Here is a 19,689-nt window from a genome sequence, read left to right as displayed (position 1 = left end):
GGTGGTGCCTTGAAATGTCGGCCCTCACGGGCCCTCAGTTCACGGCACCATCGCTCCGACGACCGGCTTACCGTCGACGAAACTCCGTATGGCGGCTACCGTGGTGTCCGTCGCTTCTTCCATCAGCCAATGGCCTGCGCCGGGAATGACCAGACCCGTGACGTTCCCCGCGGCATTGCGCATGACGAGGGCCTCGTTAGCCCCAAACGACTTCTCTCCGCCGATGGCGAGCACAGGCATGGTCAGTTTGGTGGCCAACGAAGCCTGGTTGATGTCGGCATCCTGGCGAATAGCGCGGAACTGGGCGAACGCTGAGTGCATCGCGCCCGGGCGGGCATAGATGTCGGCATAGTGCTGTCGCGTGCCCTCGTCGATCTTGCTGGGGTCCCCGGCAAACTCGTTCCAGAATCGATCCAGGTAGATTCGCTCGCGCCCCGCGACCAGGCGCTCCATGTCCGGACCGCCGAAATCGAAGTGCCAAAGAAGAGGCGAGCGCACGATCTGGTCCCAGGGAGGGATGCCGGGGACGGGCGCATCCATCACGACCAGGCGCACCGTCTTGTCCGGGTAACGGGCTGCGTACGCATAGGCCACCATGGTGCCGATATCATGGCCGACGACCACGGCACGGTCGATGCCAAGCTGGCTAAGGACCGCGCGTATGTCCCCCGCCTGGGTCTTCTTGTCGTAGCCACCGTCCGGATGCGACGACAGGCCCATGCCCCTGAGATCGGGTACGACGACGGTGTGGTCCTGGGCCAGGTTGCCGGCAAGCGGCGCCCACATGTCGCCGGTATCGCCGAAGCCGTGCAGCAGCACGACGGCCGGACCTTTGCCGCCAACGCGGACATGGATGGTGGCACCGTCGGTATGGATGTCCTGGACACGGAAGGAAGCCGGAAACGGCCTGACATCGGCTATCGCTGGAAGGCTAAGTGCAGCAAGAACTATCGCGGCGCATAAAAAGCGAACCATGGGGCTGCTCCAGACGGATTTACCGCACTGTGCCACAGGTGATGATTCGTCCATCACATCCGTGGGTAAGTGGCTTCCACGGGCGATCTGGTGGTCGCGGGCTAGCGCCGGGTACGATGCTGTCTGTTGAGGGGGCTTATGACGACCATGGACATCGTGCGTCGATCGCTTTGTGGTTTGTCATCTTGCTGCCCATCGTCGTTGCCTGCCTCGCGGCATTTCCCCAGCTCATGTTCAAGCCGCAGGAGCGGATGCTGCAGCTGACTCCGGAGGGATGGTCCAGCACGATTGGAAGCAAGTCAGGGTCGAAGCCCTGGAAGGAGATCCGCGGTCTTGCAGAGACGCCGGAGGGATTGCTCATCGTCGGCGACAATGGGAATGCGATGGTTGTTCCGCAGCGGGCTTTTGTCGACGGGTCGCACCGCGCGGCGGTAGTTGCCGATGTCAGGAGCTGGTTTGCTGCGTCGCGGGTGTCGGGCTGAGCGTGGTTTGTGCGTTTGTCGCGAGGACCCTATCGCCGATGAATCGGCTCCTACAGGGTAGCGGTGTAGCGAGAAGGGGCAACAAAAAGGGGCGCCCTGAGGCGCCCCTTTTTTCTTGCGTCGTGCAAATCGCTTACTTGCTGCGAGCAGCCTTCACGCCGAGGCCGGCGGCATCGCGCAGGATCTCGGCCTTGTCCGTCTTCTCCCACGAGAACGCCGTGAACGTGTTGCCGTTCTTGTCGGTGACATCGTAGGGCTTGCGACCGAAGTGACCGTTCGAAGCGGTCTGCTGGTACATCGGGTGCACGAGGTCGAGCATCTTGATGATGCCGAACGGGCGCAGGTCGAAGTGCTTGCGGATCAGCTTCTCGATCTTCTCGTCGGCAATCTTGCCGGTGCCGAAGGTGGTCACCGAGATCGAGGTCGGCTCGGCGACGCCGATGGCGTAGCTGACCTGGATTTCGCAACGGTCGGCAAGGCCGGCCGCGACGATGTTCTTGGCGACGTAACGCGCGGCATAAGCAGCCGAACGGTCGACCTTGGACGGATCCTTGCCCGAGAACGCGCCACCGCCGTGACGGGCCCAGCCGCCGTAGGTGTCGACGATGATCTTGCGGCCGGTCAGGCCGCAATCGCCCACCGGGCCACCGATGACGAACTTGCCGGTCGGGTTGATGTGGAACTTGGTGCCCTTGTGCAGCAGCTTCGCCGGCAGCACGGGCTTGAGGATCAGCTCGCGCACGCCTTCGATGAGGTCCTTCTGCTTCACGTCCGGATCGTGCTGGGTCGAGAGCACGACGGCGTCGATGGCAACGGCTACGCCATCCTCGTAGCGCAGGGTGACCTGGCTCTTCGCGTCCGGGCGCAGCCACGGCAGCGGCGAGTTCTTCTTCTTGCGGACCTTGGTCTGCTGCTCGACGAGGCGATGGGCGTAGTGGATCGCCGCCGGCATGTATTCGCTGGTCTCGTTCGTTGCGTAGCCGAACATCAGGCCCTGGTCGCCAGCGCCCTGTTCTTCCGGCTTCTTGCGGTCCACGCCCTGGTTGATGTCCGGGGACTGCTTGCCGATGAGGTTCAGCACGCCGCAGGTCTCGCCGTCGAAGCCGACTTCCGACGAGTTGTAGCCGATGTCGAGGATGACCTTGCGGGTGAGCGCTTCGAGGTCGATCCACGCACTGGTGGTGATTTCACCCGCGACGATGGCAACGCCGGTCTTCACCAGCGTCTCGCAGGCCACGCGGGCACGCGGATCCTGGGCCAGGATGGCGTCCAGAACGGCGTCCGAGATCTGGTCGGCGATTTTGTCCGGATGGCCTTCGGAGACCGACTCGGAGGTGAAGAGGAAGTTGCTCATCGAGGGTATATATCCTTCTTTACGGATAAAGAGATGAATGGGGCGCGCCATGATACACGGCCTTTGCCGGGTTTGCAGGGGGAAGGGTACGCCCGGGGGGTGACGATTGCATGGATGTTCAGGCTCCCGGGGCAGGGTTGCCCTGCGCCAGGCTGACCTCAGGCATTAAGTGTGGGAGCCGCTTCAGCCGCGATACCCGGCGGAAGCCGGGCTCCGGGCTCCGGGGCGAGCACCCTTTCGCCGCTGAAGCGGCTCCCAAAACAAGCACAGTCTTCGGGATCAGACCGCGGCGGTGAGGCGCTCCCGGGCCGCCTTTGCCACCGCCACCATGCTCTTCAAGGCAACGGACACCTCCGCCCAGCCTCGGGTCTTCAGCCCGCAGTCTGGGTTCACCCAGAGCTGGTCGGGGCGGAGGACCTGGAGGGCACGAGCCAGCAAGGCGGCCATTTCGACCTCGGTCGGCACTCGGGGCGAGTGGATGTCGTAGACGCCCGGCCCGATACCGTTGGGGTACTGGAAGCGGGTGAAGGCGTCGAGCAGCTCCATGCGTGAGCGACTGGTCTCGATCGAGATGACATCGGCGTCCATCGCGGCGACGGCCTCGATGATGTCGTTGAACTCCGAGTAGCACATGTGGGTGTGCACCTGGGTGGCATCGCTGACCCCGCCAGCGGTAATGCGGAAGGCGTCGACCGCCCAGGCCAGGTAAGCGTCCCAGTCGGCACGACGCAGGGGCAGGCCCTCGCGCAGGGCCGGTTCGTCGATCTGGACGATACCGATCCCGGCTTTCTCCAGGTCGTGTACTTCGTCGCGCAGGGCGAGCGCAATCTGTCGGCAGACTTCGGAACGGGCAAGATCGTCGCGGACGAAGGACCACTGCAGCATGGTCACCGGGCCGGTGAGCATGCCCTTCATGGGTCTCTCGGTGAGCGACTGGGCATAGGCCGACCACGCTACCGTCATCGGCGCGGGACGCGCGACGTCACCGTAGATGATCGGCGGTTTGACGCAGCGTGAACCGTAGCTCTGCACCCAGCCGAGCGACGTGAACGCATAGCCGCTCAGCTGCTCGCCGAAGTACTCGACCATGTCATTGCGTTCGGGCTCGCCGTGCACCAGCACGTCGATGCCGGCATCTTCCTGGAAACGCACCACGCGACGCACCTCGTCACGCAGGATGCTGGCGTAAGCGTCATCGTCCAGTTTGCCCGAACGATGCGCCGCACGCGCGATACGCAGGTCACTGGTCTGCGGGAACGAACCGATCGTCGTTGTCGGCAGGTCGGGCAGGCCGAAACGCTCGCGCTGTACGGCGGCGCGGAACGCAAAAGCGGAACGACGCTGCCCGAACTGCGGCGTGAGCTGGCGAACTCGGGTGCGTACATCGGCACGGACGACGTCACCGGAGGCCTGGCGGCCGGCAACGATCTCATGCTGGCGGGTCAGCGCCTTGCGTGCCGTTTCATTGCCGACAACGGCGTCGGCGTAACGGCGCAGTTCGGCGATCTTCTGTCGGGCAAACGACAACCACCCGGCGAGGTGCGATGGCAGGTGCTTCTCTTCGGAAACGTCAATCGGCACATGCAGGAGCGAGCACGACGTCGAGAGCCACAGGCGATCGTTGCCCAGGCGGGCGAGCAGGCGATCCACGCGGGGAAGGATGGTCGCTGGATCGCTCAGCCAGATGTTGCGGCCATCGAGCAGGCCGGCGGAAAGCACGCGATCGGCAGGGAGGGCGTCGAGTACCGCATCCAGCTGGTCGGGAGCGCGCGCGAGATCGACGTGCAGGCCAGCGACCGGGAGCGACGTGGTCAGTTCAAGGTTGGCGCCAAGCTCACCGAAGTAGGTGGCCAGCAGCACACGAACGCGACCGTGCGCCGCGATGGCGGCATACGCTCGCCGGAACGCGTCGCGCCAGTCCGCGTCCAGGTCGAGCACGAGGGTGGGTTCGTCCACCTGGACCCAGTCCGCACCCGCCCCGGCCAGGGCGTCGACGACGTCGAGCCATGCGGGCAGCAAGGTATCGAGGAGGGCGAGCGGGTCGCTGCCGTCCACGGTCTTCGACAGGCGCAGGAAACTTACCGGTCCCAACAGCACCGGGCGCGCGATGTGACCCGCCGCGACGGCCTCGCGATACTCGGCGACGACTTTGTCCGGGCGCGCGACGAAGCGCTGTCCGGCCTCGAGCTCCGGCACGATGTAGTGATAGTTCGTGTCGAACCACTTGGTCATTTCCAGGGCATGCAGATCGACATCGCCGTCCTGGTGGCCGCGGGCCATGGCGAAATAGCCGGCCAGGGCATCGCGCCCGGTAAGCCCGCGGTAGCGCTCGGGAATGGCGTCGACCAGCACGGCGGCGTCGAGCACGTGGTCGTAGAGTGAGAAGTCGTTGACCGGGACGCTGTCGGCTCCGGCGTCGCGGGCAAGCTTCCAGTGACGCTGGCGCAGTTCACGGGCGACGGCGAGCAGTTCGTCGGCGTGGCTTTCTCCCTTCCAGTGGCTCTCGAGGGCGCGCTTGAGTTCGCGGCGTCGGCCGATGCGGGGGAAGCCCGGGTAGGTTACGTGTGGCATGGATGATTCCTCTTCGTGGCAAAGAGGAGGGAAGGGCGGCTGGTCGCCGACGCACGCGTGCCGTCGCGACGGAGCACGGCGGGCCGAAGGGCGTCATGTGGCTAGCCGTCGACCTTCGCCCCCGCGGGCGAACCGGAGCCGCCCCTCGCGGGACGACATCCAGGTCGGACGGACCGTTCGCACCCATGACGGCGCGCTCGTTCCGGTCGGCGGCAGGTCTTCGGGCTCGTGGATGTGGCACCGGACTGGTGCCGCCTTGTCCGTCGCTTCCCGGATCCCGATCGATCCAGTGCCTGTGACGGACTCGTCTCCACATACCGCTGCGGGGCAGCGCCGGATTCCCACCGGCTTCCCTCTTAGCTTTATCTTTCTATTCGCATAAAGAGATAAAGACCGCTGACCGGCGGAAAATTAGCCGTATGGACGCCCGAAGTCAATCGACGGCGATGCATCGTGTCGACATCCGGGCGGCGAACATGTGCCGACACCCGGGGAGCGCTGCATGAGCGGAAGGCACATCGTGATGGCGACCGTCGGATCGCAGGGCGACCTCTTCCCTTTCCTGGCGGTGGGGCGGCAACTGCGGGAACGGGGGTATCGGGTGACGATCGGCGCCCACGGCATCCATCGCGATGCCGTATTGGAGGCGGGCCTCGACTTCGTGCTGGCCAGCGGCATCGCCGAGCCCGAAGACAAGGCCGCGTTCGCCGCGCGTGCCTTCCATCCCTGGCGCGGACCGCGCTTCGTTGTCCGCGACCTCGCCGCTGCCGATGTGGCAAGCAGTTATGCGGCGCTGGCGCCCGTCTGTGTCGACGCCGACGCGATCGTCACCTCCACGCTCGCCTTTGCCGGGCAAATCCTTGGCGAAACCCGGCGGATTGCCTGGCTATCGGCGGCGTTGTCCCCCGCCGTATTCCTCTCGGCATTCGATCCTCCGGCCACGGGCATCGACTGGCTGGATCGATTCCTGCGTTCGTCGCCCAGGCGAGGCGCCTGGGTACGGCGCATTGGCGAGACGGTGACATCGCCCTGGACGAAGGCGGTGCGCAGCTTCCGGCAGTCGTTGGGGCTTGCTCCCGTATCTGTGTGGGGCGACCCGTTTCATCGCGGCCAACACGCTCGGGATGGCGTGTTGGCCATGTACTCGCCGCTGCTCGGGCGCCCGCCGAAGGACGCGCCCGCGCATAGCGTGGTCACAGGCTATTGCCGCTACGCGCCATCCGGGGACGTGTTGCCGCTCGAACTGACTGCTTTTCTCAACGCCGGTGAGGCCCCGCTCGTATTCACGCTGGGCTCGGCGGCGGTGCATGCCGGCGAGACCTTCCTTCGCGAGAGCATGGCCGCTGCCGCCGCGTTGGGTCGACGCGCCGTGCTGCTGACGGGATCGCCTGAAATGCGTGCGCGCCTGCCGGTCGTGCTGCCCGCAGGTATTGTCGCGGCGGAGTACGCGCCACATGGCGCGCTGTTCGCGCGCGCCGCAGCGGTGGTGCATCACGGTGGCGTCGGCACGACGCAGGAAGCCTTGCGTGCAGGCTGCCCGGAACTGGTCGTGCCCCATGGCTTCGACCAGCCGGATAACGCGGCGCGTGTCGTTCGACTTGGGGTCGGCGACGTGTTGCCCGCATCGCGTTATCGCGCCGACCTGGCTGCGGAGAAACTGTGTGCCCTATTGATGGACGAGGGCGTCGCAGTGCGAGCCCAGCGCGCCGCCGCGGCGATCCGCGCAGAAGACGGTGCGCATGTCGCCGCGGATGTCATTGAGCAGGCGATTGCGCGGCGTCCACGGACCTAGGCCCGCTGCGCGGGTTCGCCGCTGAAGCGGCTCCCACACGGAGCATCGCCGATGAAGCGGCTCCTACAGAGCTTGCCGCGTATCGGGGCCTGCTTTCTGTGGGAGCCGCTTCAGCGGCGATTGGGTGCTGGCGCTTACGCAGCAACCCTGGCCTTCACCCCATAACGCGACGCAGGCACCGACTTCGACAGCTCCGGAAACAGCGCACGACGCGCCGATTCCAACGCATCCACCAGCGCCGTCGTCTCCACCGAAGGAATCGTCACCAGCTCACCCGCATCGAAACCCGCCAGCGACGCGTCGACCATGTCCTCGGCGCTCATCACCCAATCCTTCGGCAGGTTCTCTACTGCCGTGCCGGCGACGGGCCAGAAATCGGTCGCGGTCGCACCCGGCAACACCGCCTGCACCTTGACGCCCTTGTCGGCGAGTTCGTGATGCATCGACTGGCTCAGGGCCAGCACAAACGCCTTGCTGCCGCCGTACACACCATTGAGCAGCTCCGGCGCGATCGCGACGATGGACGCAATGTTGATGACGGCGCCCTTGCCGCGCGCAACGAAGCCCGGAACGACCTGATAGGCCAGGCGCGTCGGTGCCGTCACATTGAGGGCGATGAGGTCGGTCATCCTGGCAATGTCGGCCTGCAGGAGAGGCGCTGTCGCACCGACGCCGGCATTGTTGACCAGCAGGGTGAGGTTCGATGTTTCTCTGATGACCTGCTCGACGCGACGAAGATCCGCATCGAGCGTCAGGTCGGCCGCGACGATGCTGACATGCCGGCCGGTGGTGGTCGTGATGTGCTTGGCGAGAGCGTCGAGCTTGTCCTTGCTGCGCGCGACCAGCACGAGGTCGTAACCACGACGGGCAAGGCGGTCGGCGTAGACGGCGCCGATGCCGGAGGAAGCGCCTGTGACCAGGGCCGTGCCGAGAGAATTGTTGCTCATGACTTTGATCCCTTGAAGTATGTGTGTATGCACTATTGCGAACAAAAAAAGTCAGCCCATCTGGCCCATGCGATGAAACGCTTCGCGCGCCGCCTCGGCGGCGGACTCGCCACCGAACTTCGAGACGAACTCCGCCTGGGCCTGGGCCCAAAGCTCGCCGGCCTGGGCCGACTTGGCCAGACCCGCAGGGGTGAGTACGTAAACGTTCTGGCGCGTGTCCTCGGCCGAGGCCGCCACCGCGATGAAGCCATCGCGCTGAAGGGGTTTCAGAGCGCGCACGAGGCTCGTCCGATCCATGACCATCTCATCGGCCAGCTCGCGCATGCCAATACCCGGACGGTCTTCAACGGCCACCAGGATGGAAAACTGTGAGCTGGTGAGGCCGGCGGGGGCCAGATGACGCTCATAGGAGCGTGTCAACGCCCGCGCGGCCTGGCGGGCCGCGAAGCAGTTGCAGAAGTCATTACGGGTTGCCATGGGGGCATCATGACCGTGCATACACACATGTGTCAAGCACCCCCGAACTGGCGGCCGTTGCCGCGGCCATCGCCGATGAATCGGCTCCTACAGAAGACGGGGCTACTCGAAGCCTACGAAGGGGTGGGGTCCATAGGCCTTTTCCAGGGTCGCCGTCTCGTCGTCGGACAGAATGAGGTCGATCGCGGCGACGGCATCGTCCAGATGATGTGGCTTCGAGGCACCGACGATCGGTGCGGTCACGCCCGAACGATGCGCCACCCACGACAGCGCAACCTGGGCGCGCGGCACCCCGCGCTGTTCGGCGACCTTCTTCACCGCTTCGACAATCGCACGGTCTGAATCCTCGGTGGCGTTGTACAACGTGCTTCCAAAGACATCGCTCTCCTGCCGCGTGCTGCTCTGGTCCCAGTCGCGCGTGAGGCGGCCACGTGCAAGCGGACTCCATGGCAGCACGGCGATGTTCTGGTCTTCGCAGAAGGGAATCATCTCGCGCTCTTCCTCGCGCTGCAGGAGGTTGTAGTGGTCCTGCATGCTGACGAATTCGGTCCAGCCATGCAGGCGCGAGGTGTAGACCATTTTTGCGAACTGCCAGGCGAACATGGACGATGCGCCGAGGTAGCGCGCCTTGCCCGCCTTCACCACGTCGTGCAGGGCTTCGAGCGTTTCCTCCACGGGCGTGGTGTGATCGAAACGATGGATCTGCAGCAGGTCGATGTAGTCGGTACCCAGGCGCGTGAGGCTGTCGTCCACCGAATGGAAGATCGCCTTGCGCGAAAGGCCACCGCCGTTCGGTCCCTTGCGCCAGTGGAAGAAGGTCTTCGTGGCGATCACGACTTCATCGCGCCGTGCGAAATCCTTCAGCGCGCGGCCGACGATCTCTTCCGACGTGCCGTCGGAGTAGGCATTGGCGGTATCGAAGAAGTTGATGCCCAGATCGAGGGCCTTCCGGATGAACGGTCGGCTGGTTTCTTCGTCCAGGGTCCACTCGTGGTTTCCACGATCGGGTACACCGTAAGTCATGCAACCCAGGACCAGCGGGGAGATGTCGAGGCCGGTGCGGCCGAGTTTCACGTAGCGCATGGGGATACTCCGATGGGGACTTCCGGAAGTGTGATCCCTAAAAGGCATGTGGGAAATGAAACTTCCTTAATTTCTGGCATCCAGGGCTTCGTCCCGCGCGTCCATCGCCGATGAATCGGCTCCCACAAGGAGCCCTGCACCTCTGTGGGAGCCGCTTCAGCGGCGATCCCTGCGAAGCGTCCCCTTGAAACACGCCGAACCCTCCCTAACTTAGGGCCCAGCGAAGACTCGATGCCCTTGCCGGCCATCACCGGCGGGGCGTAGCATCCTGCCCCTCACCAAGAGAGCCCAGCCATGTTCCGCTGCAAGCATGATTTGATGTTCGTCACACCGATCGCCCCATGGGTGCGTCGCGGGTGCGCGCGTCCCATGCACGGCGGAGCGTCGTTCACGTAACGGCGCGCCGGCCTCGAAGAACACGACAAGCACCCGAAAGGGTGCTTTTTTTTGTCTCGAATCTGCCAGTCCACACCGGAGCAGCGTGTCATGAAGAACAGCCGCGACCCTCGATCCTGACCGTCCCGCTCAGCCAGGGGCGGCGGTAACAGGATCGGGGAGTGCCTCGCTCGACGAACCATCGAGCCCCTGGCGACCCCATCAGGAACCGTTAGCCATGAGTACCACCACGCGCGAAACCACCATTCCCGTCGACCGTTGGCGCAACCTCGGCATCATTGCGCACGTCGATGCCGGCAAGACCACGCTCACCGAACGCCTGCTCTACAAGACCGGTACGATCCATCGCACCGGCGAGGTGCACGACGGCGCCACCACCACCGATCACATGGAACTCGAGCGCGAGCGTGGCATCACGATCGGCGCCGCGGCCGTGCGCGCGAACTGGACGCCCGAAGGCGGCCAGCCGCATCGGCTGACCCTTATCGATACGCCTGGTCACATTGACTTTGCCATCGAGGTGGAGCGTTCGCTGCGTGTGCTCGATGGCGCGGTGACGGTGTTCTCCGGCGTCGCCGGCGTGCAGCCGCAATCGGAAACCGTCTGGCACCAGGCGCGTCGACACGGCGTGCCGCTCATGGCCTTCATCAACAAGATGGATCGCCCCGGTGCGGACTTCGATGCCGTCGTCGCGCAGATGCGTGACAAGCTCGGCGCCAATCCGTGGGTGGTCGCCCGCCCGGTCATCGAAGGCGAGCATATGACGGGCCTGGTCGACCTCGTTGGCGAGCGGACCTGGCGATTCGACGATGCCGGTACGCCGAGTATCCACCCCTGGGACGACGCCGAGCATGCGATCCATGCGGGCGCGCGTGCCGAGCTCGTCGCCGCCGTGGCTGACCGCGACGAGGTGCTGGCCGAGCTGTGGCTCGCCGATCAGCCGATCGATGCGGCTGCGCTGACTGCTGCCCTGCGTCGCGGCACGCTGGCTCGCGCCGGTTCGCCGGTACTACCGGGCTCGGCGTTCCGTAACGTCGGTATTGAGCCTTTGCTTGATGCCTTCGTCGCCTACCTGCCGTCGCCGCTGGATCGTCCCGCCGTCGTCGCACATACCGACAGCGGCGACGTGATGATTGCGCCCGATGCGAACGCGCCGCTGGCTGCGCTGGTCTTCAAGGTGGTTAACCAGGCGCATGGGCCGCTGGCGTTCGTGCGTGTGTACTCGGGTCGCCTCCATGTGGGCGATGCCGTCTGGCGTAGCGGGACCGATCGCGTGCAGCGCGTTGGCCGCCTTGCCGTCGTGCGCGCCGAAGATACCGAAGCGGTCGAGGCTGCGGAGGCAGGCGACATCGTTGCGATCGCCGGCTGGAAGGACGTCGCCACGGGCGAAACGCTGGCCGACTCGCATCATCCGCTGCGTCTGGAAACCATCCAGGCGCAACCGGCGGTGCTGTCGTGGCGGCTTTCGCCGGAACGCTCGGCCGACCTGCTCAAGCTCGGCAACGGGCTCGCTCGTCTTGCGCAGGAGGACCCGTCCTTCCGCGTGGGGACCGATCCGGACACCGGCGAAACGCTGGTCTGGGGCATGGGCGAACTCCATCTCGAAGTGATGGTGGAACGCCTGCGCCGCGAGTGGGGTGTGCAGGTGCGCACCGGTTCGCCGCGCGTGGCTTACCAGGAAACCCCGGCTTCGGCGTCGGGTTCGATGGAAGGCAAGGTTGCCAAGCAGACGGGTGGCAGTGGTCAGTACGCACGCGTGGTGCTTTCGGTCACCCCCACGGGTGAGGACTCGAACCGCTTCGAGGACAAGACCACCGGTGGCGTGATTCCCAAGCAGTTCCAGCCGGCGGTGGAGAAGGGTGTCCTGTCGGCCTTGATCGAAGGCCCGCGCGGTTACCCGGTGGTCGGTGCGCATGTCGTGGTGACGGATGGCCAGGCGCATGCCGTGGATTCGAACGAGATGGCGTTCCATCGTGCCGCGCAGATCGGCGTGAAGGCTGCGCTCGAAGCCACGGGTACCGTGCTGCTGGAACCGGTGATGCGCGTCTCGGTGAGTTCGCCGGGTTCGGCGGTGGGCGATCTGCTGGGTGACCTGCAGCGTCGTGGCGGGCAGATCGTGAACCTGACCGACACGCAGGAACGCACGGAGATCGAGGCCGATGTTCCGCTTGCCCAGCTTGAGGGCTACAGCACGGCCTTGCGTTCCCTGAGCCAGGGCCGCGCCTCGGCGACGGTGGCCTTCCATGCCTACCGTCCCGCGGCCGTGCAGGAGGCTTCGCGCAAGTTGGCGTGATGCGGTGAAGCATCGCCGCTGAAGCGGCTCCCACAGGGTTCCCGGCCGGTCCGGGTGTCTTGTGGGAGCCGGCTGTCTTTGTGGGAGCCAGCCGCTTTTGTGGGAGCCGATGGCTTTTGTGGGAGCCGATTCGTCGGCGATGGGTGCTCGCGACACCGATCGGTCGCCGCCGACGCGGCTCCTACACGGCGACCCATCGCCGGGTTACGCTCCACCCATGATTTCCTATCCCGATGCACTGGCGCTGTTACTAGGCGAAGCCGTCGCGCTCGATAGCGAGCGTGTCGGCATCGACGCCGCGCCAGGACGCTTCCTGGCACGTGACATCGTCAGCCCCGATGCCTTGCCGGGCTTTGATAACGCCGCGATGGACGGCTATGCCGTTCGTGCGCAAGGGGAGACGATCCCCGCCGATTCGGCCTATGTCGTAGCCGCCATGCATGCGGCCGGCGACGATACCTACGACTATCCCGAGGCCGAGGCCTGCGAGATCGCCACGGGTGCGCGCATGCCTGCCGGCTTCGATACCGTCGTACCGGTGGAACGTACCGAGCGCCATGGCGATCGTGTGCGCTTTGTAGCGGACGAACGTCGCGGCCAGAACGTACGTCGTGCCGGTAGTGATCTCGAAGCAGGCGACATCGCGTTGCACCTCGCGCGGCGTATCGACGCGGCGGCCGTGATGTTGCTTGCCGCACTGGGGCTGGATCATCTGGATGTCGTGCGACGCCCCCGCGTGGCCATCATCAATACCGGCAGCGAACTGAATGCAGGCGGCCCGTTGCCACTGGCCGGCATCCACGATTCCAACGGACCCTTTCTTGCCGCGAGCCTGTCCCGCTGGGGTGTCGACGCCATCGGGCGTACGCGGGTGCCCGACCAGGGCGACACATTCCACCTTGCGATCCGGGACGCGTTGGCGCGCCGCGCCGACCTGATCGTCACCACAGGGGCCGTATCGGCGGGCCGATTCGACTTCGTGCCCGCGGCACTCGCCTCACTGGGCGCCCGCGAACTCTTCCACAAGGTCGCGATGCGGCCGGGCAAGCCGCTGCTCGCCGCGCGTTTCGAGAACGGTCCCCTCGTTATTGCCCTGCCGGGTAACCCCATCGCCGTGGCCGTGGGCTATCGTTTTTTCGTCGCGCCAGTGCTCCGGGCCATGGCGGGTTTGCCCCCGGAACGACCCACACGCACGCGCCTCGTGTCTCCGCCGGCGGTGCGCGAAGGCATGCAGCATTTTGCCCTGGGCCAGCTTGCCCGCGATGAGACGGGTTTGCCGACGGCGCACATGACGCCCGCGCAGGCGGCCTATCGCATCCTGCCGTATACGCTCGCGAACGTCTGGTTGTCGGCACAGGAAGCCTACGGGACATCGGTCGATGCATGGCCGCTGGATCCGGCGGACGCCTCATGATCATCGGCCTCATCCTCGCTGGTGGCTTGTCCTCGCGCATGGGCGAGGACAAGGCGCTGATGACGATCCATGGCCTGAGCATGCTCGACCGCACCGCGCGTATCCTCCGCGGCATGGGTGCCGAACTGGTCGCGGTGAGTGGTTCGCGTCCTGGCGGCATTCCCGACCGCTGGCCGGAGGCCGGCCCGGTCGGAGGCATGACCAGCGCTGCCCGGGTCCTCCCCGACGCCGAGGTGCTGGTCGTGCCGGTGGATATGCCCCGGCTGGGTCACGCCGTGCTCGGGCCCTTGTTATCGCATCGCTCCCTGCGGGCCACGCGATGGGCGGGACATCCACTGCCGATGCGGCTCACCCTCGACGCCGCAACGCGTGATGCACTAGCGATATTGATGACGCAGATCGGTCGGGATTGTTCGGTCTCCGCCTTGCAGACACGGATCGGCACGACCACACTGGCCCTGGACGGATTGGATCCGCTCCTTCTGGCCAACTGCAACACCCCTGACGAATGGCGCGAGGCGAACGCATGAGGGTACAGCTGGAGAACGATACAGTTCGCGTGCGGATCGACGAGGACGAACTGGGCGAACTGCTCGGGAATGTGGCCCTGCTCGGCTCGACCGCCTTCGGCAAGGCGTTCGTCATGCGCTACTCGGTGGACGCCACCGGGGGCGGCTCGTGCACGCTCGAGGGCAACGCCCACGAATGGCGACTCAAGGTGCCGATGAGCGAATTATCCGCCTTGCAGTCGCGCCTGCCGAGCAAGGATGGCCTCGTGTTCGACATCCCTGGACACGATACCGTGGCGACCACCGTTCGCTTCGATGTCGACGTAAAAGACAGCCTGCGCCGCCGCCGCTGACCGAGGTAATGTGGGAGCCGCTTCAGCGGCGATTCCCCGGCTCAGATAATCCGCTGCGGCCGGCTATAAACATTGAACCGCCCCGGCCGCGCAAACCCGATCAGGGTAAGTCCACAATCGGCGGCAAGATGCACGGCCAGCGCCGTCGGTGCCGATATCGCGACGACGATGGTGATGCCGGCAACCGCCGCCTTGGTGACCATCTCATAGCTCGCGCGGCTGGTGATCACGACGAACCCGTCGTTAGCATCGATCTGCGCTGTACTCATCGCGCCGATGAGTTTGTCCAGCGCATTGTGCCGGCCGACATCCTCGCGAACGCAGGTGAGGGCGCCATCGGGTAGCGCCCATGCCGCCGCGTGGACGGAGCCGGTAAAGGCGTTGATCGGCTGCGATGCGCGCAGCGATTCCAGCGCCCGCTCGATGGCGTCGACGCCGATCGTCGGACCCATGCCCACGGGATCGGGATGACGCACCACATCCTCCAGCTCGCGGCTGCCGCAAATGCCGCACCCGCTGCGACCGGGCAACAGCCGCTCTTTGGGGGAGCCGGCTCCGCCGGCGATGCCTTTGTAGGAGCCGAATTCATCGTCAGTGCTCTTGTAGGAGCCGATTTCATCGTCAGTGCTCTTGTAGGAGCCGATTTCATCGGCGATCCCCGCGGAGCCTTCCGTTGAAGCCTGAGGCGAGCTGCCTTCGCCGCTGAAGCGGCTCCTACAGGTCTTCGACGTACGGATGTTTACGGTGATGCCTTCGAGGACTTCCTGCACATCGATCCGCTCGATTTCCGCGACCGAACCGACGCGACCCTCGGTGAGGGCGAACCCGCGCGCGAAGTCTTCGAGGTCGGTCGGCGTTGCCATCATCACCGCGAACGGCTCGCCGTCGAAGTGCATCGCGATCGGCACTTCCTCGGCAAGGCGGTCGTCGTCCGGCGTCGCGACCCCGCGCTCCACGCGGAGCACGGGCCGCGTCGCACATCCTTTCGGTAGATCCCGATCAGACGGCATGCGCGACGCGTGCCTTCGGCGCTTTTCGTGCCGGCTGGGCGGAAACCGTGATTCGTACCGGCACCGACTTGTACGCTGGCGTGCCGGACCGGCGGTCGTGGCTTTCCAGGGCGATGAGTGCATTGCCTTCGGGGTAATACATCGCCACCGAGCCTTCGGCAATGTCGTACTCCACCGCAACGAAGCCATCCACGGCGCGTCGCTTGCCATCGGCGGCGTTGATGCCCGTGGCGACCACATCGATCCGGTCGCCATGCTTGAGACCGCGTGCGGCGAGGTCCTTCGCGTGCATGAAGATCACGTCGCGCCTTCCTGTCACGCCGCGGTAGCGATCGTTCAGCCCGTAAATCGTGGTGTTGTACTGATCGTGCGAGCGGATCGTGGTCAGCATCAGGTCGCCATCTTCGGGCGAGGGATCCTCATCCAGGCCGCGCGCAAGAAGAAACCGGGCACGCTTGTCGGGGGTGGCCCAGTCGCGCTCGCTCGCCGCCACGCGCAGGCGGAAACCACCCGGCTGGCGCAGCCGTTGGTTGAAGTCGAAGAAGATCGGGAAGACCTTCTCGATGTCCTCGCGGATCAGGTCGTAATCGCCGACCAGGCCATCCCAGTCGACACGCGTTTGTGGGAGCGTGGCCTTGGCGATGCCGCGCACGATCCACGGCTCCGACCTCAGGTGTTCGGAAGCCGGCGTCAGACTGCCGGCGGAGGCATGCACCATGGACATCGAATCTTCCACGGTGACCGATTGCGGCCCGGTCGCCTGAACGTCCAGCTCGGTGCGACCGAGGCAGGGCAGGATGAACGATTGCTTCGCGAGGATGAGATGCGAACGGTTGAGCTTGGTCGCGATGTGCACAGCGAGGTCAAGCCCACGCATCGCTTCGAACGTTTCTTCGGTATCGGGCATGGCCACGGCGAGGTTGCCGCCAAGGGCAACCAGCGCCTTCGAGCGGCCGTCGCGAATGGCGATCACCGCGGCGACCGCATCGTGTCCGTGTTCAACGGGGGGTTCGAATCCGTAAGTGCTCCGGATACCTTTGTTGAGACCGTCGTCCGGCTTCTCGGTAATCCCGACGGTGCGGTCGCCCTGCACGTTGCTGTGACCGCGCAACGGGCAGATGCCGGCACCCTGGCGACCGATGTTGCCGCGCAGGAGCAGCAGGTTGGCGATCTGCTGCACGTTCTCGGTGCCATGGGCGTGCTGGGTAATACCCATGCCGTAGCAAACGATGACGCGTTTGGCCCTGGCGTAGATATCGGCCGCCGTTTCGATCTCGGTCCGGCTCAGTCCGGACTTCGCTTCGATGGCGTCCCAACCGGTGGCATGGATGTCATCGACGAGTGCTTCGTAGCCGGTGGTGTTCGCTTCGACGAATTCGCGGTCGATGACGCCCGGCAGGCCTGCGGCGATCGCGGTCTGGTCGGCGGCGAGCAGGAACTTCATCATGCCCTTGAGAACGGCTACGTCGCCGCCGATCTTCAGCTTGTAATACGTCGAGGCGATGCGCACCGAACTATTGGTGATCATCTCCACCGGATGCTGGGGTGAGGTAAAGCGCTCCAGGCCGCGCTCCGGCAACGGATTGAGCACCACGATGGGGACGCCGCGCAGCGAGGCTTCGCGTAGCGTCGACAGCATGCGCGGATGGTTGGTGCCCGGATTGTGGCCGATGCAGAAGATCGCATCGCAGTGGTCGAAATCCTCGAGCAGCACGGTGCCCTTGCCCGAACCAATTGATTTCGGCAGGCCCACGCTGGTGGCTTCGTGGCACATGTTCGAGCAGTCGGGGAAATTGTTCGTGCCGTATTCGCGAACGAACAGCTGATAGAGGAAGGCAGCCTCGTTCGAGGCACGCCCGGACGTATAGAACTCGGCCATGTTCGGGTCGGGCAGGGCGCGCAACGCTTCCCCGATGCGTCGGAAGGCTTCGTCCCATTCGATCGGCTGGTAAGTGTCACTGGCGCGGTCGTACGCCATCGGGTGGGTGATCCGTCCGAGGCCCTCGAGGGTGTAGTCGGTGAGGTTCCACAGGTCGGCGACCTTGTTCTTCGCGAAGAACTCCGGCTTTACGCGCTTGGCCGTGGCCTCCCAGGTGACGGCCTTGGCGCCGTTCTCGCAAAACTCAAACGAGGAGGTTTCCTTCGGATCGGGCCAGGCGCAACCCGGGCAATCGAAGCCAGCCGGCTGGTTCATCCGGTGCAGCGCGAGGGTCTCGCGGCCGAAGGCGAGCTGCCCACTGATGGCGCGCGCTACGGCGCCAAGCGCGCCCCATCCGCCCGCCGCCGCTTCGTAGTCGGCGACGCCTGGGACATCGGGCAGTTCTTTCTCGCTCATGGGTTCGCCTCGTGATCTGACACCTGTGCCAATCCTAAACGGGACGGCGTTATTAATCGCGCGATGTGCCGTCCGTTGTCGGCGGACTGGCAGAATCCTTGCGTGTCGCGGCATATGTGCCTCTGCCGCAATCACGCCCTGCCTGACTCCCACAGGGCGCTCATCGGAGCATCGGTCCCGTTGCTGCAATGCACAATATTCATGACGTAACGCAAGTCATGCGTTCTACGCATACCTGATAGTTGCCCCATCGCGTTGTTCTGCGGCCCCCGGGCCGACAGCATCGCCCCCGCTCCGCCATCCTTCGGCGGCTCCAGGGGGCTTCAATCCATGATCCATCGTTTCGCCATCGCCGCATTGTTCGCTCTCGCCACTTCGGCTGCCGTGGCGCAGACGACCCCGGACGCACAGGAACCTCGCCAGACGACACCGGAGAAGCCCAAGGACACCCGTGGTCCCGTGGATCGCCTGCGTGACGACGGCATCGCCTTGCGCTTCGTCTGGGCCAACGACTGGGCCGGTAGCGTGCGTGGCGGCGAGCGCCTTGGCGCGACCAACGGCGGCGGCGTGGTCGGTGGTGCGGATCTGGACATGGGCAAGCTGGCCGGCATCGACGGTGGCAAGATGCACATCACCTTCGCCCGCTATTACGGCCAGAGCGTGGCGGCCAATGACATCGGCGTGCTGCAGAAGATCCAGGGTTACTGGTACCCGAAACGCCAGTGGGAGCTCGCGCAGCTGAGCTGGGAACAGCAGTTCTCCGACAGCCACATCAACGTGCTCGCCGGCCGACTCAACGCGACCTGGCAGTTCGCGCGCTCCACTTACGGTTGCCGTTTCGTCAGTGCGCCGGATTGCCCGTACCAGCTCACCAACACCTCCGGTGGCTTCAGCGGCTTTCCCTATGTGAACTGGGGTGCACGCGTGAAGTACCAGCCGGACGCGCGTTACCTGTCGATCGGCGCGTTCGAGATCAATCCCGACCGCCGTAACAACAACGGTCTCAACTGGGGCTTCAACAATGCCACCGGCGTGATGATCCCGGTGGAAGCCGGTTACGAAACCAGCTTCGCCAACGATCCCTATCCGAAGCACCTGAAGATCGGTGGCTGGTACAACTCCGCCGACTTCACCGATCCGGAACTCAATACGAAGGGCCTGCATCGCGGTCTCGTCGGTGGCACCGCACGTAGCTACGATGGCGGCCGGTATGGTGTCTATGTGCTCGCCGACAAGGTGGTCTGGAAGCCGGATCCGAACACCAATACGCGCAATCTCGCGGTATTCGGTTCGCTGACCGGCCCGCTCGACAATGCCGAGAACTACACGCTGCAGTCCACCTTCGGCCTGCTGTGGACCGGCCTGTCCGCGGCCCGCCCGACGGATTCGCTGGGCTTCCAGGGCACGCTGTTCCGCTTCAGCCGCAAGGCCATCGGCTACGAAGACGACGTGATCCACAAGGACAGCGGCACCAACGACCACTTCACCCGCAACGAATGGATGACCGAGCTCAACTACAGCTACAAGCTGTTCCCCGTGGTCAGCCTGGTGCCGAACCTGCAGTACATCGTGCACCCGGACATCCTCGGCAACACGGTGGGCGTGAAGCGCGTGCCGGCCAACGCCATCGTCATCGGCCTGCGGGTCATGGTGAACATGGGTGGCCCGGGTAGCCAGTGACGCTGCTCCCGCCGCATT

General features: G+C 65.2%; 15 protein-coding genes and 1 riboswitch. Of the genes, 7 read left to right on the top strand and 8 right to left on the bottom strand.

The features are described from left to right. Positions 1-39 precede the first annotated feature (39 nt). Positions 40-975 (bottom strand): alpha/beta hydrolase, encoded by a 936-nt coding sequence (locus tag C8J98_RS00970; protein ID WP_107910055.1) that lies wholly within the window; start codon positions 973-975, stop codon positions 40-42. 116 nt (positions 976-1,091) lie between these two features. Between C8J98_RS00970 and C8J98_RS00965 the strand changes: the two genes are divergently transcribed. Beyond that, positions 1,092-1,457, top strand: a complete 366-nt coding sequence (locus C8J98_RS00965) for a YcxB family protein (RefSeq protein WP_107910053.1) — start codon at positions 1,092-1,094, stop codon at positions 1,455-1,457. A gap of 133 nt (positions 1,458-1,590) precedes the next feature. Here the strand turns inward: C8J98_RS00965 and metK are convergent, their stop codons facing one another. Together metK and metE are read right to left on the bottom strand one after the other, a co-directional pair. Beyond that, positions 1,591-2,811 (bottom strand): methionine adenosyltransferase, encoded by a 1,221-nt coding sequence (gene metK / locus C8J98_RS00960; protein ID WP_107910052.1) that lies wholly within the window; start codon positions 2,809-2,811, stop codon positions 1,591-1,593. A gap of 279 nt (positions 2,812-3,090) precedes the next feature. Next, a complete protein-coding gene (gene metE / locus C8J98_RS00955) occupies positions 3,091-5,382 on the bottom strand; it encodes a 5-methyltetrahydropteroyltriglutamate--homocysteine S-methyltransferase (RefSeq protein WP_107910050.1) in 2,292 nt (763 codons plus the stop codon). Positions 5,383-5,575: 193 nt separating this feature from the next. Then, positions 5,576-5,795: riboswitch (cobalamin riboswitch) on the bottom strand. 89 nt (positions 5,796-5,884) lie between these two features. On the opposite strand from metE, the gene C8J98_RS00950 reads away from it, so the two are divergent. Continuing rightward, positions 5,885-7,174 (top strand): glycosyltransferase, encoded by a 1,290-nt coding sequence (locus C8J98_RS00950; RefSeq protein ID WP_107910048.1) that lies wholly within the window; start codon positions 5,885-5,887, stop codon positions 7,172-7,174. 134 nt (positions 7,175-7,308) lie between these two features. On the opposite strand, the gene C8J98_RS00945 is transcribed toward C8J98_RS00950, so the two are convergent. From C8J98_RS00945 to C8J98_RS00935, 3 genes are all read right to left on the bottom strand, one after another. Beyond that, positions 7,309-8,121, bottom strand: a complete 813-nt coding sequence (locus tag C8J98_RS00945; protein ID WP_107910046.1) for an SDR family oxidoreductase — start codon at positions 8,119-8,121, stop codon at positions 7,309-7,311. A 51-nt stretch (positions 8,122-8,172) separates the two neighbouring features. Further along, complete coding sequence (locus tag C8J98_RS00940) at positions 8,173-8,598, bottom strand: MarR family winged helix-turn-helix transcriptional regulator (RefSeq protein ID WP_199229773.1); 426 nt, start codon at positions 8,596-8,598, stop codon at positions 8,173-8,175. Positions 8,599-8,700: 102 nt separating this feature from the next. After that, positions 8,701-9,681 (bottom strand): aldo/keto reductase, encoded by a 981-nt coding sequence (locus tag C8J98_RS00935; protein WP_107910042.1) that lies wholly within the window; start codon positions 9,679-9,681, stop codon positions 8,701-8,703. Positions 9,682-10,294: 613 nt separating this feature from the next. Here C8J98_RS00935 and fusA point away from each other — a divergent pair. The 4 genes from fusA (at position 10,295) to C8J98_RS00915 (ending at position 14,646) form a co-directional block, all read left to right on the top strand. Next, positions 10,295-12,370, top strand: a complete 2,076-nt coding sequence (fusA, locus tag C8J98_RS00930; RefSeq protein WP_107910040.1) for an elongation factor G — start codon at positions 10,295-10,297, stop codon at positions 12,368-12,370. Between the two features lie 217 nt (positions 12,371-12,587). Continuing rightward, positions 12,588-13,784, top strand: a complete 1,197-nt coding sequence (locus C8J98_RS00925) for a molybdopterin molybdotransferase MoeA (protein WP_158272556.1) — start codon at positions 12,588-12,590, stop codon at positions 13,782-13,784. Next, complete coding sequence (locus C8J98_RS00920) at positions 13,781-14,314, top strand: molybdenum cofactor guanylyltransferase (RefSeq protein WP_158272555.1); 534 nt, start codon at positions 13,781-13,783, stop codon at positions 14,312-14,314. Before C8J98_RS00925 ends, C8J98_RS00920 begins: the two co-directional genes overlap by 4 nt. Further along, a complete protein-coding gene (locus C8J98_RS00915; RefSeq protein WP_107910035.1) occupies positions 14,311-14,646 on the top strand; it encodes a hypothetical protein in 336 nt (111 codons plus the stop codon). The genes C8J98_RS00920 and C8J98_RS00915 overlap by 4 nt, the downstream gene beginning before the upstream one ends. A gap of 41 nt (positions 14,647-14,687) precedes the next feature. Here the strand turns inward: C8J98_RS00915 and fdhD are convergent, their stop codons facing one another. Both fdhD and C8J98_RS00905 read right to left on the bottom strand, forming a co-directional pair. Continuing rightward, entirely contained in the window at positions 14,688-15,611 is a 924-nt protein-coding gene (gene fdhD, locus C8J98_RS00910; RefSeq protein ID WP_158272554.1) for a formate dehydrogenase accessory sulfurtransferase FdhD, read from the bottom strand. 34 nt (positions 15,612-15,645) lie between these two features. Continuing rightward, positions 15,646-17,991 carry an FdhF/YdeP family oxidoreductase gene (locus C8J98_RS00905; protein ID WP_107910031.1) on the bottom strand — a complete coding sequence of 782 codons (2,346 nt, stop codon included), beginning with the start codon at positions 17,989-17,991 and terminating at the stop codon, positions 15,646-15,648. A 330-nt stretch (positions 17,992-18,321) separates the two neighbouring features. Between C8J98_RS00905 and C8J98_RS00900 the strand changes: the two genes are divergently transcribed. Then, complete coding sequence (locus tag C8J98_RS00900) at positions 18,322-19,671, top strand: carbohydrate porin (RefSeq protein WP_107910029.1); 1,350 nt, start codon at positions 18,322-18,324, stop codon at positions 19,669-19,671. Positions 19,672-19,689: the final 18 nt, after the last annotated feature.

The sequence above is a fragment of the Luteibacter sp. OK325 genome (assembly GCF_003050935.1).
In the GTDB taxonomy this organism is placed as follows: domain Bacteria; phylum Pseudomonadota; class Gammaproteobacteria; order Xanthomonadales; family Rhodanobacteraceae; genus Luteibacter.
Note: the sequence above shows the minus strand (reverse complement) of the source record. Positions and strands in the feature narration are given on the sequence as shown.